The 16,835-nt window shown below is 61.2% G+C and carries 1 protein-coding gene (only partly in view); it reads left to right on the top strand.

Annotated elements, in window-relative coordinates; all coding sequences use genetic code 11:
• On the top strand, positions 1 to 16,761 hold the 3' end of the coding sequence (locus ACS0VV_RS07670) for a tandem-95 repeat protein (protein ID WP_483532126.1). 16,890 nt of this gene lie to the left of the window's left edge; the window shows 16,761 of its 33,651 coding nt (coding positions 16,891-33,651); its start codon lies off the left edge, out of view; it ends in the stop codon at positions 16,759 to 16,761.
• The last annotated feature ends 74 nt before the right edge of the window (positions 16,762 to 16,835 follow it).

Here is a 16,835-nt window from a genome sequence, read left to right as displayed (position 1 = left end):
GTCCGCCAGAGCGCGGACGGGCTCAGCATCATCCTGCGCATCGGCAGCAATGGCGACCGGATCACCATCACCAATGCCTTCGCGCAAAGCACCTACGCGATCGAAGAAGTGCGCTTCGATGACGGCACGGTATGGAGTGCGGGCGATCTGGTCATTGCGGCGCTGGCGGGCACCGCGAAGAGCGAGACGTTGATCGGCACGGCAGGCGGAGACGTCATCGACGCAGGCAGCGGCGATGATCTGGTCGACGGTGGCCGGGGCGATGATGACATCAGTGGCGGCAGCGGCAGCGACACGCTGCGCGGCGGCGAGGGGGCGGACACGCTGCGTGGCGGCACGGGGGCCGACCAACTTGAAGGCGGTGCCGGGATCGACACCTATGTCTTCAATCCCGGCGACGGGCAGGACATCATCGTCGAAAGCACCTTCACCAACAATATCCTGCAATTTGGCGCAGGCATCGCAACGGGCGATATCGGTGTGCGGCGGAGCGGAACCGATATCATCATCACCACCGGCGTCGTGGGCGACCGGCTGACGATACAGGGCGCAATCCGCAGCGATACCTTCCTTCGCGACCAGGGCATTATCGACGAAATCCGCTTCGATGACGGCACCGTGTGGACGATGGCCGACCTGTTCGCGCTCGTGCCGCAAACGCCCACCAGCGGCGATGATGTGATCTTCGGCACCGACGCGGCAGAAACGATTGACGGGCTCGCCGGGAATGACCGCATCGACGTGCGCGGCGGCGAAGACACGGTTTACGGCGGGGCCGGAAACGACATTATCGAGGATCGCACATTCAGCGCTGCCGCGAACGTCATGTTCGGCGGCGACGGTGATGACGAAATCTACGGCGGCAACGGCGCCGACACCATCAGCGGCGACAAGGGCAATGATCTCCTCAATGGCTATGGCGGTGCTGATATTTATCGCATTGCAATGGGCGACGGCGATGACCGGATTGCTGACAGCAGCGGCGCGAACATCATCGAATTCGGCGCAGGCATCGATCCCGCCAATCTGACTGTCTACACCGATGCGAACAACGATCTGGTCATCCGTATCGGCGGAGGAACCGCCGAGCAGCGCGTTACCGTCACCTCGTGGTTCAACGGCTTGCCCGGCCCGATTGCCGAAATCCGTTTTGAAGATGGCACAGTGTGGACCGATGCCGACCTGCTGGCGATGGCGACCACGGGCACACCGGGCGATGACTACCTTTGGGGTTCCATCGATTCCACTGTCAGCGACAACCTCCAAGGCGGTGACGGCAATGACCGCATTGACGGCGACAATGGCGACGACATTCTCCATGGTGGTGCCGGAGACGACTTCGTCGATGGTGAGGACGGCAATGACGATCTCTCGGGCGGGACCGGCAACGACCGGCTCGAAGGCTTCCGTGGTGATGACACCTATCGCTTCAATCCGGGCGATGGCCGCGACACGGTTTATGACACCGCAGGTGTAGACCGCATCCTGATCGGACCCGGTTTGACCGTAGCGGACATTGCATCCGTCACTTATGCCAATGCTGGCCAGGATTTTGTTATCCTGTTCGGTGACGGGCAGGACGGTATCCGGATTGAACGCGGCGCGGGCACGTCCTCCACCTATTGGATCGAGGAAATCGTCTTCGATGACGGGACGGTTCTTACCCGCGACGATCTGATCGATATCAGCCGTTCGGGCACGCCGGGCGATGATGTCTTCACCGGCACGGCGGCGGACGAAGTCTTCGGCGGCAAGGCGGGCAAGGATTCGATCACCGCAGGCGGCGGCACCGACGAGCTGACCGGCGGCGTCGATGCGGACTATCTGAGCGGCGGCACCGGCGGTGATATCTATCACTACGCCAAGGGCGATGGTCGTGATGTGATCGACGACAAGGGCGATGCTGGCGCTGCACCGCCCGATACGCTGCGTATCTCCGGCTATGCGGCAAGCGAAGTGCGCTTCAGCCGCACCGGTGTGGGCGGCGCGGATATCACCATCCGCTTTGCCAATAGTGAAGACGTGATCGTCCTGCGTGGCGGCTTTGACGCTGCCGGCACGGGCGCGATCGAGCAGGTCGTGATTGTCGATGACGGCGTAACGCTCACCCACGCCGATGTGCTTGCCGCTCTGGTGCAGGATGCACCGCTGACGGGCGATTTCCTTGTCGGCGACGATACCGACAACACACTCACCGGCAGTGACGAAGACGACTTCCTCTTCGGTGGCGGCGGTATCGACACGCTCGACGGCGGGCTGGGTGACGACATTTTCGGCGATGTGTCGAATGATGATGCGGTGGACACCTATACCGGCGGCGCCGGGCAGGACACGTTCCGCTATCTCCCCGCAGCCCCAACGGCAGCAGCGATTGCGACCGACATCATCACCGATTTCACCGCCGGCGATGGCGGCGATATCATCCGTCTTGCCAGCAACAATCCGAACCCGTTCGACGCGGCAGCGCTCAAAGTGGTGCAGGCGGGCGATGATGCGATTGTGCTGCTCTCAGATCCGAGCGGCTTCGACCGCGCGATCCTGCGCTTGCAGAATGTCGACGCCAGCCTGCTGACGCCGTTCAACTTCGGCGGCCAGCCCTTCGGCCTCGACAATGCGATCAACATTTCCGACACCGATGATGGCAATGCGCTGTCGGGCAGCTCGCTCGATGACAGCATCCTCGGCAATGGCGGGGCGGACACGATCAGCGGCCTTGGCGGGAATGACCGGCTGGCCGGTGGCAGTGGCGGCGACACCATCGACGGCGGCGCGGGTAGCGACCAGATTTCCGGCGGGCAGGGCAATGATACGCTGATCGGCGGCCTCGGCGATGATGTACTGGGCGGCGGCAGCGGTGACGATGATCTGCTGGGCGGCGGCGACGGCATCACGCTGTCGGGCAATGACGTGTTCAAGGGCGGCACGGGTGATGACCGCCTGCGCGGCGGCATCCAGAATGACACCTATCATTTCGGCGCCAATGATGACCGCGATACGCTGATCGACCCTGACGGGCTCGATACGATCATTTTCGAGGCCAGCGTCGATCCGGCGGATATCGAAGTGCTGCAAAGCGGGCGCGATCTGGAATTGCGCGTTATCGGCGGCACCACCCGCATCACGCTGGTGAATGCGCTTGTGGCCGATCCGCGCGGTATGATCGAGACGATCAGCTTCGACGATGGCACCACTTGGGATTTCGCAACGCTGCTGCTCGCCTCGCAAGGCGCGACGGATGGTGACGACGATCTTCGCGTGGTGATGGCGCAGACGCTGCTCGGCGAGAATCTGATCGTCAATGGCAGCTTTGAGGAATGGGATGCGGCAGGACAGCGCTTCGCCGATTCCTCGGTCTATGCCGACACGATTCCGGGCTGGATCGAGGCCTCGGGGCGGGAACTGCAGCTGGCCGACACCGGAGTCGAGGGCGTGGTTGCCGATGAGGGCGTCCGCTGGCTCGACATGGAAGGCACGGCGGGCAATGCGGATATCTCGCAGACCGTTTCGGGCCTGACCGCTGGCGACCAGTTCAAGCTAAGCTTCGCGCTCGCCAACCGTGCCAATCAGGATGGCGACGGGCCGATCGAAGTCTACTGGAATGGCGCGCTGATCTTCACCTCGGACGAGCGGACGACGGTGATGCGCGACATCGAGCTAATCGTTACCGCGCAGGATGGCGACAACACCGTCCGCTTTGTCTCGACCGGTGTTGTCCGGACAGGCAGCGATGGCCCCTCGCTTGACGATGTGCGGTTGCAGGCGATCCTCCCACAGCCAGCCGGAACCGATTTCGATCTGACCGGCGGTGCGGGCAATGATACCCTTACCGGCAGCTTCACCAATGACACGCTGACCGGCGGCGCGGGCGATGATCTGCTGCGCGGCGGCGGGGGTGAAGATGTTTACGTGATCGCTGGCGCAGGCTCGGGCCAAGACCGGATCGAGGATAGCGAAGGCCTTAACGACATTCTTGTCGGTGCTGGTCAAGACCCGGCCAATGTCCGCATTATTCGCGGCGAGGATACGCTTTCGCTGTTGTTCGATGATTTCGCCAGCCGCGTTGATCTGGTGGTCGGCGCGGATGCGACCTCGGCATTCCGCATCGTCTTTAATGACGGCACCATATGGGATGGCGCGATGCTGGAAAGCATGGCGCGCACCGCCACCGCAGGCGATGATCTGATCTGGGGTACCGACGATCAGGCAGAGACTATCGACGGCCTTGCCGGAGACGACCGCATCATCACGCGCGGCGGCGATGATGATCTGGCGGGTGGCACGGGTGCCGACCTGCTTGAAGGCGGGCTGGGCGACGATACCTATCGCTTCAACCTTGGCGACGGGCATGACCGGATTTCGGACGAAGGCGGCACGGCTGATACGCTCGTCTTCGGTGCGGGCATTGCGCCTGCCGATATCACCGTCGAGCAATCGGGCGATGGCAGCGCGCTGATCCTGAAGGTGGACGGCACCGATGACCGCGTGCGGATCGACAATGCGCTCACCACTGGCCGGATCGAGACTGTGCGTTTCGACGACGGCACCGAATGGAGCGTCGCCGATATGCTGGCGATGCTGCCGACCGTGCTCGATGATCGCATCTTCGGCGACGCCAATGCCAATGTGATCGAAGCCGGGCTGGGCGATGACCGCGCCTTCGGCGGCGATGGTGACGATACCTACATCTTCACCCGCGGCGACGGGCGCGACCTTATCAACGATCAGGCGCAATCGACCGGCGACCGGCTGGAGATCAATGGCTACACGGCGGACGAGTTGCGATTTGTGCGGCTGGGCAGCGCCAGCGAGAACGTCGCGATCCGCTTCACGAGCACCGATGACGAGATCATCATTGTCGACCTGCTCGATCCGGCCAATCGCGGTATCGAGACAATCGTGCTGGATGACGGGACGACTTTCAATCTCGCTGCAATCACGCAGAAAATCCTCGAAATCCAGTCGTCCGATCGCAGCGAGATCATTGTCGGCACCAATGGCAGCGAGATTATCGAAGCCAGCAAGGGTGATGACCTGATCGACGGACTCGGCGGCAATGACCGCTTCATCTACCGCGAAGGCGACGGGGATGACCGGATCGATGCCTTCGGGACGGGCAACAAAGTGCTCGAACTCGCGGATTACAATCCGGACGATATCGATTTCGCCATTCGCGGCGGGCCGGGCAATAATGATTTTGTCATCACTTTCCTGAACGATGGCGACCGCATCGTGCTTACCGATGCGCTGGGGCCGCTCAACAGCGGCGGCAATACGGTGACGATCCGCTTTGCGGATGGCACGATCTGGACGCGCACCGAAATGCGCGCCCGCGCGCTGCAGGATATCGACACCGCGCTCGACGAGAATATTGAAGGCTTCGACGGCAACGACCTCTTCGAACTGCAGGCAGGCGACGACTTCGTCTTCGGCAAGACGGGTTCGGATACCTATCGCTACGAGACAGGCGACGGCCACGATACGATCGAAGATTCGGGCACGTCCACCAGCGAAACCGACACGCTCTATCTGCTCGATATCAATTCGACCGATGTCGCGCTGGCGCGGCTGTTCCGTGGCAGCGACAGCGTGCGGATGAGCTTTGTCGGGGACGAGGACAACAGCCTTACCTTCATCGATGCGCTGGCTGATGACGGGCGCGGGATCGAAAGCTACGTCTTTGCCGATGGCGTGGTGTGGGATCGCGAGATCATCCGCACGCTGCTTGCCAACAACACGCCGGTGGCGACCGAGGACGGCTATTACACAGTCATCACCGGCGATGTGCTGACGATTTCCATCGCCGCACTGCTCAGCAATGACTTTGATGCCGATGAAGACCCGCTGACGTTGGTGAGCGTGGATGGCGGCGCGAGTGGCACGGCCAGCCTCGACGGGCTCGGCAATGTGCTCTTCACCCCCGCCGATGGCTTCACCGGCCCGACCACGATCACCTACCGCATCGGCGATGGCAACAATGCCTTTGCCGAGGCCGAGGTGAACATCAATGTCCGGCCCATAGCGCAGGCGCTGGATGATACCGGCTTCAGCGTGGTGGAAGACCAGTTCCTCACCATCGCCGCCAACCGCTTGCTGTCGAACGATATCGACGGTGACCGGATGATTATCGGCCAGGTGCTGGGTGCTGTTGGCGGCACAGTCTCGCTCGCCAGCGATGGCACGATCAGCTTCACGCCAAACGCCAATTACAACGGCCCCGCGCAGTTCAACTACGTCGCCAACACGCCCGAAGGCGGACGGGCAGAGGCGACGGTGTTCATCACCGTCACCCCCGCCAATGACGCGCCGGTCGCCCGCACTGATAGCGGATACCGCACGCTGGAAGGCCAGTCTTTCGAGATCGCGCCTGCGTCCCTGCTGGCCAACGATACCGATATCGATGGTGACCGCCTGGCGCTCGTTTCGGTTGCGTCTTCGGCCAATTTGCAGGTCAGCATCGGTGCCAATGGCAATGTGCTGGTGCGCCCGGTTGACCCGTATTTCTGGGGCAATGCCTTCTTCGACTATACGATTCAGGACCCCAGCGGCGAGCAATCGACCGCGCGCGCCAATGTCTATGTCGAGCCTGTCAACCAGGCGCCCGACACGCAGGATGACCGTTTCGATACGACGCAGGCGGGCGATCCGATCCGTGAAGACAATCCGATTGTCATCAATGCCGACCGGCTGTTCGCCAATGACAGCGATATCGATGGGGATGCGCTGACAATTGCGGGTGTGCGCAATTCGGTGGGCGGCACTGCGCGCCTGCTCGACAACCAGACGGTGTTGTTCACGCCGCGGGCGAATTTCAACGGCGATGCCAGCTTTGAATATCTCGCCAGCGACGGGCAGGGCGGCTTCACCTGGGCCAAGGCCACCGTTGTCTATCAGGCGGTGAACGACAATCCGGTGGCGCGCAACGACTCCTACCGTGATGATGACTTCGCGTTCCTGCTGCGCGGGCCGGAAGACGTGCCGATCGAAATTCCGATCATCGAACTGCTCAAGAATGATTTCGATATCGAAGGCTTCGCGGTCACGTTCGAAAATGCCGGGCAAGCGGTGGAAGGCGATATCGTCGTCACGGCCACTTCGATCATTTTCACGCCCGACGAGAATTTCTGGGGCGAGGCGAGCTTTGCCTACACCATCACCGATCCCGAAGGCCTTGTCGCCGGCGGGGTGGTGACGCTGTATTTCGACAATGTCAGCGACGCGCCGCCCGAAGCGGTGTCGGACGAGGTCTATGTCTTTGAAGACATTCCCACCACGATTCCAATCGACGCTTTGCTGGGCAATGATGTGGATGTGGACCGCGATCCGCTGGTTTTCCTCGGCTGGCGTCCGCTCAACGGAATTGGCGATGCGTTCAAGTTTGGCGGTAAGGCAGCGGGGCCGCTCAACGGCAAGCTCGAATATGATGTGAACGGCGATCTGCTGTTCACGCCCGATCAGGATGCAACCTTCAGCTCGGGCTTTGTCTATGGAGTAACCGACAATATCGAAGGGTCTTCGGAAGGCTTTGTCGATATCATCATCATCCCGTCGAATGATGATCCGACCGTTGTCGAAGACACCGGCTTTGTCACGCCGTTCGACATTCCGCTGGCGATCAATGTCGCCGATCTGCTGTTCAACGATTTCGATATCGAGCAGGCGGATACTGACGGCGACGGCAAGATCGATGTCGATCTCGACGATCCTGACCGTCCGCGTCCGGAATTCGTTGCGGTCAACGCCATTCTCGATCCGGTGGCGCTGGCACAGGGCCAGCGGGTGCAGGTCGGCACGTTCGAAATTGTCAGCTTCCGCGGCGAGCAATTCCTCGTCGCGCGCTTCGATCCGGGCTTCACCGGCGAAGTGGTGATCGAATACATCATCCGCGACGTCGAGGGCCTGCTCGATGTCGGCTTCGCCAGCGCGCACGTCGCCGAAGTCTATACCGGCGAGCTGACTGGCACGCCGTTTATCGACTATCTCGAAGGCAATGATCTTGACGAGACGATCTGGGGCTATCGCCGCGACGATCTGATCCTGGGCAAGGGTGGCAACGACATCATCTACGCCGCCGATGGCGATGACGACATCGATGCAGGCGAAGGTGACGACTGGATCGACGGCGGCGATGGCGGCGACGAGATTGACGGCGGCGCGGGCTTTGACACCGTGTCCTTCGAAGGTTCGAACATCGGTGTGCGCGCCGATCTGGAATCGCGCGTGGGCCAGGGCGGCTTTGCGCAGGGCGACGTTTATACCCGCGTGGAAGCGCTTTCGGGCACGCGCTTTGCCGATATTCTCGGCGGCGACGGCAACGCCAACACGCTGAGCGGGCTTGGTGGCGATGATTTGCTCGAAGGGCGCGGCGGGGTTGACCTGCTGATCGGCGGGCTGGGCGACGATACGCTCGACGGCGGCACGGGCGGTGACGACCTGCAAGGCGGCGAGGGTGCCGACACCGCCACCTATTTCTTCTCCGACGGTGCGGTCATCATCTCGCTGATCGACGGCACAGCCAGCGGTGGCTGGGCCGAGGGCGATGTGCTGACCAGCATCGAGAACCTGATCGGCAGCATCTTTGCCGACCAGCTAACCGGCGATAACGGTAACAACGTCCTCAATGGCGGGCGCGGCGATGATATCCTCATCGGCCATGACGGTGATGACATCCTGATCGGCGAGCGCGGCGCTGACCAGCTCATCGGCGGCGCGGGCATAGACACTGCCGACTATTCGATCAGCGCCACCGGCATCATCATCGACATGGTCGATGGCACCGCCAGCAGCGGCGATGCCGAAGGCGATACTTTCGACAGCATCGAAATCGTCATCGGCTCCAACCATGATGACGAAATCCGTGGCGACGCGAATGACAATATCATTCGCGGCAATCTGGGCGCGGACATCATCGACGGACGCGAAGGCTTTGACGCCGCCGATTATTCGGGCGCGGACAATGGCGTTGTCGTTGATCTGAGCACCGGCACAGGCTCTGCGGGTGAAGCGCTGGGCGATACTTTGTTCGGCATCGAAATGCTGATCGGTTCGGACTGGATCGATACCTTTGTCGGCAGCGACAATGCCGATACCTTCGAAGGGAATTTCGGCGACGATTTGCTGATGGGCGGTCTTGGCGGCGACACCTATCTTTTCGGTTACGACAGCAGCGAAGACACGATCACCGAACTGGGCGGTGCGGGCGATATCGATCGCATCGTGCTGGATGCCGATGTCGAAACGCGCCACGTTTCGCTCATCCGCTTTGGCGATGATCTGTTTATCGAGCTGGAGCGCGATGACGGCTTCCTGATCGACAGCGTCACGGTCACCAACCACTTCCTCGGTACAGCCAACGGGATCGAAGAAATCGTCTTTGCCGATGGCACGGTTTGGGATGTGGACTTCATCGCGGCGAACCTGCGCCCGGGCCGTTTCAACGCGCAGAATGATATCGTGCGCTTTGCGGTGGAGGACGAGCCGATTGTCATCAATCCGGCGGATCTGATCGAAAACGATGCGGACGATCTGACCGGCATTTTCTTTGTCGGCGTCAGCTCGCCGGTCGACGGCACGGTCTTCGTCGATGAAAACGGCATGATCGTTTTCCAGGGATCGCAGGATCACAATGGCGATGCCTTCTTCAACTACACGGTGGAAGACGCGTTCGGCCGCCAGTCCTCTGCCCGGGTCGAGGTCAATATCTCGCCGGTCAATGATGCGCCGGTGGCGGTGGACGATCCGCTGCAATACGGCGTCGAGGACATTCCGCTGCGTATCCGCATCGAGAACTTGCTGGCCAATGATTACGATGTCGATGGCGATGCAGAGCAGGAAGGTCTGCGGATTGTCGAGATACTGCCGCTGACCAACCTTAACGGCGACCCGATCGACCCGTACAAGGACCGCGATTACGATTTCACCAGCACCCACGTGTCGGCGAAGATCACCGGCCAGTATATCGAGTTCAAGCCGCGTCCCGACTATTTCGGGTTTGCCGGATTCCGTTACGTGCTGGAGGACAGCTCGGGCGCGCAATCGACGGCTGATGTCGAAATCTACTTCGCGCCGGTCAACGATGCGCCGCGCATCGGGCGGCACTTGAAGCGGGTGCGGCTGGAGCAGACGACCGAGATCTCGATCACCGATCTGATGCGCCATGTGTATGACGTAGAAGGCGATGATGTTACCTTCGTTGGCCTGGTCGGTGGTGCGGACGAAAACCCGACCAGCAACGGCACGCTGACTTTCGATCCTGACACCGGACTGATCGATTACACTCCGGCGCGGCTGGGCGCTTCGTTCATCGAGTTCGAAGTGATCGACGCGCGCGGCCTGTCCTCGGTGCTGCAATACAACATCCAGGTGCGTCCGCTGAACGATCCGCCCAAGGCGAAGGACGATTACGGCTACCGCACGCTGGAAGACACAGTGCTGCTGATCGATCCGGCCGAGTTGCTGCTCAACGATACCGACGAGAATGGCGACGAACTGACCTTCGAAGGCGTTTACCGATTTGCCGAGAACGGCAAAATCCGCGTCAATGAAGACGGCATGATCGAATTTGTCCCGCGCGACAATTTCAATGGTTCGGCAACCTTCGAATATACGATTTCCGACGCCTTCGGTGTCACCGATACGGCGACCGTGCACATCACCATCCTGCCCGACAATTCCGGGCCGATCATCCGCGATGATGTGGTGGCGGGGATCGAGGATCTGACGCTGTATGTCATTCCGGGCGAGACCTTTGGCAATGATCTCGATCAGGATGGCGATGTCATCTTCTACAGCTTCACCGAGATTCTCGGCGATCTGGGCACGCGCTTCCTGTCACCGGACTTCACGGTCGAGGCGCGGAGCGACAACAACACTGCGCTGCCCGATTGGCTGACATTCGACGAAGCGACGCTGACCTTCATCGGCGATGTGCCGGACGGTTTGACGGGCAGGGCTGATGTGGTCGTGTTCGTGCGCGATCCGGCCAATGGCGGCACCTATCCCTTCCGCTTCAGCTTCGATGTCGAGGATGCGACGAGTATCGCCGATCTGGCAGCCGGCATCTCGGTCGAAGCCGATGTGATGGGCGAGTTCACTCTGCGCGAACCGTTTGCGAAGAGCTTTGAATTCTCTGCCGAGACGATGGACGGGGCGGTTACCGCTACCGCCACTTTGGCCGATGGTTCGGATTTGCCTGCGTGGCTCACTTTCGATGCCGCAACGCTGACCTTTACCGGCACGCCGCCGGTTGAAGTGACCGATGCCTTTGACGTGACGATCACCTTCAGCGTCGACAATGAAGGCGTGCCGGTAACGCTCGAAGAGACGCTCACCATCGATCCGGTGACGGTCGAGGCGGGAATCGCTTACAATAGCGATATCGCGCTGTTCGAAATGGGCGAGGGCGCGTGGACGGTCTCGCGCGCCAGCAGCCGTCCGCTGCCCGACTGGCTGACTTTCAATTTCGACACGTTCAGCTTCGAGCTTTCGGGCTTCGAGCCGGATGCCGACGCGCCGGTCGCGCGTGTCCATGTGACTTGGGTGCCCGATATCGACCAGCAGGTGGACGAGGACACCTGGCTTTCGACCAATCGTGGTTTCACGCTCGAATTCGTGATCGATCCCGCGGTCGGCATTGATCCTGCGATCAACGCGCTGCTCGCCAATATCGATTTCTTCGCTGCCCAAGGCCTGTTCGCCATCGATATGGGCAATGCGAGCAATGTGGAATCGACGCGCGAGAGCCGTGCGCCGCTCAACAGCTGGCTCAGCTTCGATGCGGAGGATCTGAGCTACACCGGCATTCCGGCCAGCGAATATGTCGGCGCAGTGCCGATCCGGATCGATTTTGACGGCAATGGCAGCACGCTACCGACGATGTCGATCATCACCGAAGTGGTGGTTGATCCGACCTTTGACATCGTCGAGAATGACGCGCTGCGCATCCGCGATGATGGCGAGCGTATCGATCTGACACTGCCGGAGGATTACAACGGTCCGCTCGTCATCCGCTACGGTGCGGAAGACGAGAAGGGCGGCGTGTCCACCGACGATGCCTTCATCATCTTCAACGTCCGCCCCGCCGCCGAAGCACCCGATCCACGCGGCGATGGCTTTGACCTGTTCGAGGAAGGCGAAGTCACTTTCGCCATCACCGATCTGCTCGCCAATGACCGTGACGATGATGGCGATTCCATGCGCGTGATCGCGATCGGCACGCCGGGAAATGGTGCGATTGTGCTCAACCTTGCGGAAGTGACGCTCGAAGGCAGCGATGCGGTGGCGCTGGTACCTGCGGGCGCGACATGGAGCGCGACGCTCGCCGATGGCTCGGCCTTGCCCGCGTGGATGAGCCTTGATGCCGCCACCGGCACGCTCACCGCTTTGGTGCCGCTCAATGTGCTGGCAAGTTTGGACATCCGCTTCACCGCCAGCAATGGCAGCGAGAGCGCACAGGGCGATGTGTCGCGGCTGTTCGACGGCAATGAAGCCACTGTTACCTACACGCCGGACAGCGAGTTCTCCGGCATCGATAGCCTGATCTACACCATCACCGACGATAGCGAGGGCACGGCGAATGCGGTGATTACGCTCAACGTCCAGCCGCTGTTCGATCCGCCGGTCGCGGTCACGGACAATATCGCCGGTGTCGAAGATACGCCGCTGCTGATCGATCCGGCGACACTGCTGGCGAATGATTTCGATTATGATGGCGATCCGATCACCTTCCTCGGTGTGCGCAACGCCACCGGCGGTACGGTGTCGTTCGACGGCACGAACATCCTGTTCACGCCAACACCGAACACCAATGGCATCGCCACCTTCGAATATCTCATCACCGACAACACCCATGGTGACAGCGTGGGGCTGGTGCGGGTCAATGTCGCCAGCACCAACCAGGCGCCGGTGGCGGTGCTCGACCATTTCGACACGGTGGAGGATACGCCGTTCGAATTCACCATCGCCGATCTGCTGGGGAATGATTTCGATCCCGATGGTGACACTTTCCGGTTCGTCTCGCTGAACAAGGATGGGGCACAAGGCCGGATTCAGGAGCTGCCCGATGGCCGCTACCAGTTCGTGCCGGAAGAAAACGTCTTCGGCGTGCAGACCTTCCGCTACACGATCAGCGATGGCCGGGCGACCCGCAATGGGGTGATCGAATTCGATGTCGCGCCGGTCAATGACGGGCCGATTGCCAATACCGATGGCACTTTCTTCGTCGATCAGGACACCGAAATTGTCATCAATTTCGCCGATCTGATCGCCAATGACCGCGATGTGGAAGGCCATTCCTTCTCCATCGTCGAAGTCTTCGACGGCGATAACGGCACCGTGCGCCGCGAGGGCGACACCGCCGTGTTCATCGGCCGCGAGGGCTATTTCGGCGACGCGCAGTTCCATTACCGCGTCACCGACGAATTGGGCGCCACCAGCGTGGGCGTGGTCGAGCTGATCGTTCTGCCACAATTCGAGCTGCCGATTGCGGTTTCGGATGCCGGCTTCGAGATGCTCGAAGATACGTTCATCGATATCGATCCCGAATTCCTGATGGCGAATGATTTCATTCCCGAAGACACGATCCCGACCTTCCTTGGCCTCGTGGGCCCCGGTGTCGAATTGCTCGATAACGGACTCTACCGCGTCACCCCGCAGGCGAACTTCTTCGGCACGCTGACGCTGACCTATGCGATCACCAATGAAAGTGGCTTCGCGGTGCCGACCACGGTCACCATCGAGGTGCTGCCCGCGCCGGACAATCCGGTGGCGAACGACGATACCTTCACCCTGACCGAAGACCAGCCGCTGACGATTTTTGTGACGCAGGTGCTGGCGAACGACTTTGACGTAGATCGTCAGGCGGTGGTCATCAGCCGTCTGCTGGGCAGCCAGGGCGTTAGCGTGGAGGATAACGGGATTGGCCAGTTGGTCATTACCCCCAATGCCAATTTCAACGGTAATGCGTGGTTCGATTACGAGCTGGTCGACAGCACGGGTCGCACCGACACGGCACGCGTCAATCTCACCATTGCTGCGGTGAATGATGCGCCCGCAATCGGGGTTATCCCGGTATTTGCGGGGACGGAGGATACGCCGTTCACCTTCATCCTGCCGCGCAGCCTTGCGAGCGATGCCGATGGCGATGCGCTGGTGGTGGAACTGCGCAGCCCCGATGGCCAGCCGCTACCCGACTGGATCAGCTATGATGCGCTTACCGGAAGGATCACCGGCACGCCGCCGCTGAACTTCAACGGTGATGTTGTGCTCGAATTCGCGGGTTTCGATGGCGAAGTCGAGAGCGTCAAGCAGGTCACGCTCGGCTTTGCTGCGGTGAACGATGCGCCGGTGCTCGACAATGCGATTGCCGATGCAGCGGCGGACGGCTTTAGCGAGCTCGATATCGCGCTGCCCGATGCCATGTTCAGCGATGTTGACGGCGATGCGTTGGCGCTCTCCGCAACGCTCGCCAATGGCGACGCGCTGCCCGATTGGCTGAGCTTTGACGGTACGCGCTTTACCGGCACGGTTCCCAATGCGGATGATGTGCTGTCGGTCACCGTCACCGCCAGCGATGGCGCGCTGACGGCGAGTGACACGTTCGATATCGTCACCACCTTCATCGTGCTCAACGATCCGCCGCAGGTCGAATTGCCGCTGCCCGATCTCGCCCCGCTCGAAGGCCAGCACATCTCGATCACACTGCCCGCGGGAATGTTCAGCGATCCCGATGGCGATGATCTGGTCATTCGTGTCGAGCGCGCAGGCGGCCGTCCGCTGCCCAGCTTCATGTCGTTCAATGGCACCACGATCACTGCAGCTCCGGCACCCAATTACGATGGCGCGGTGGAGCTGTATGTCATCGCCAGCGATGGCGAGCTGGAGGTGGCCGAGGTCTTCACGATCGACTGGCAATCGGAAGAGGACGCGCCGATTGTCGCGGTGCCGATTGCGCCGGTTGAGGTATACGAGGATGTGCCGCTCACCTTCGCCGTGCCTGCGGCGACTTTCCGCGATTATGACCGCGATCAGCTCACCTTGCGTGCCGAAATGGCTGATGGCTCGCCATTGCCTGCAACCTTGAGCTTCGATGGCAGAACCTTCACCGGCACATTCGCGCCCGATTTCAACGGCAATATCGATGTCCGCGTGCTTGCGAGCGATGGCAAGGCAGAGGTGAGCACGATCGTGACCTTCAATGTCTTGCCGACCAATGACGCGCCGACAGCCGCCGATGACGCCTTGTTCGGGCAAGCGTCGGGCTTTGTTGTCCAAGCCGCCGATATCCTGTTCAACGACAGCGATATGGACGGAGACGCGGTGGCGCTGCTTTCGGTTGGCAATGCCAGTGTGGGCACGGTGTCAATCGATGCCGATGGCAATGTGCGGGTGGACGATCTCGGCACGTTCGCTGGCGAGATGACGTTCGATTACACCATCACCGACGGCGTTCTGACCGATACCGCGAGGGTGCGGGTGACCGTACAGTCGGTCGACGCGCCCGATGCTGTCAATGACGAATTGACTGCACGCGGTTCGCGCTTCGTGATCCTCGCTGCCGATCTGCTGGCCAACGATACCGACGTGAACAATGATGTGCTGACGATCACGGCCGTGGGGTCCACCAGTAACGGGGAAATCGCGCTGGATGCTGACGGCAATATCGTGATCAATTATCTCGGAGAATGGAGCGGAACGTTGATCTTCGACTACACCGTTTCGGACGGCACCTATATCGATGTGGCATGGGCACAGGTGACGGTCGGATCGGACTTTGCCGATTATGTCCAGGGCACCGCGCAGGGTGACACCTTGGTTGGCGATCCCGGCACTGAAAATGCCCTCTTCGGAGCGGATGGAGATGATGTCGTTACCGGCAGCGAACGGGCAGACATGATTGCTGGCGGCCTTGGTGCGGACAGGCTGCGCGGTCGCGGCGGGGACGACCTGTTCTGGGGCGGTGCGGGTGACGACCGGATAGACGGAAGTTGGGGCTCGGATGCCGTGCATTATTACGGCCGCTACGCCGATTTCCGGATCACCGTGCTTGCTAACGGCATTATCGAGGTGCGCGATCTCGATCCGGAGCACGCCGGCGACGAAGGCACCGATCTGTTGTTCAATATGGAATTCATCGTCTTTGGCGATGGCACGACTGTCGATATCGCCACTCTGATCGTGCCGCCTTCCAGCGCTGTTATCCAGCCGTCGTCTACCGCTTTGTTCGCCAGCGCGGCGGCGGCGCAGACCGGCGCGGAATTCTACAACGAAGTGGCGGGCTTTGCGCTCGCGCCAACGGGACAGGCCTTTGGCGGGGGCACGCAGGATCTGCCGTTCGTGCGGATGCGGGCAGGCGAGGTGCTGGAAATGCAAGAGCTTGCGCCCGCGCATTGGCGCAGCGCCGGTGTGCTTGAATCGCAGGACTTGCCACTCCAGGCCGTGTTCGCCGATGTGGTGCTGGGTACGCAGGACTTGCCGCTGGAGCGGGTGGCAGCCGATAATGCGGTGTGGACGCAGGATCTGCCGCTGGAGGCGCTCGCTGCTGCGCTGGTGCAGCCGACCGCCACCGGCGAGAGCGTACTGCAGGAAGCAGACCCGGCGCTGCTGTCAGCCGAGGCCGATCTTGCGGCGTTCATGGCCGAAGTGGAGCGGCATGGGCTGACCATGTGGGACGATCCGCGCGGACCGCGTGAATACGAGGTGCTGCCCGACTATGAGGACGTCAACGCACTGCTGCCGCCGTGGCTCGATCCGTATCTGATCGGGTGACAGCATTCGATGAATGCGGCGGGTGCAGCTATGCATCCGCCACCATCATGCGGTGAAGATTGCCGATTTGGGGA

It is taken from the genome of Aurantiacibacter sp. KMU-128, from assembly GCF_056933515.1.
Note: the sequence above shows the minus strand (reverse complement) of the source record. Positions and strands in the feature narration are given on the sequence as shown.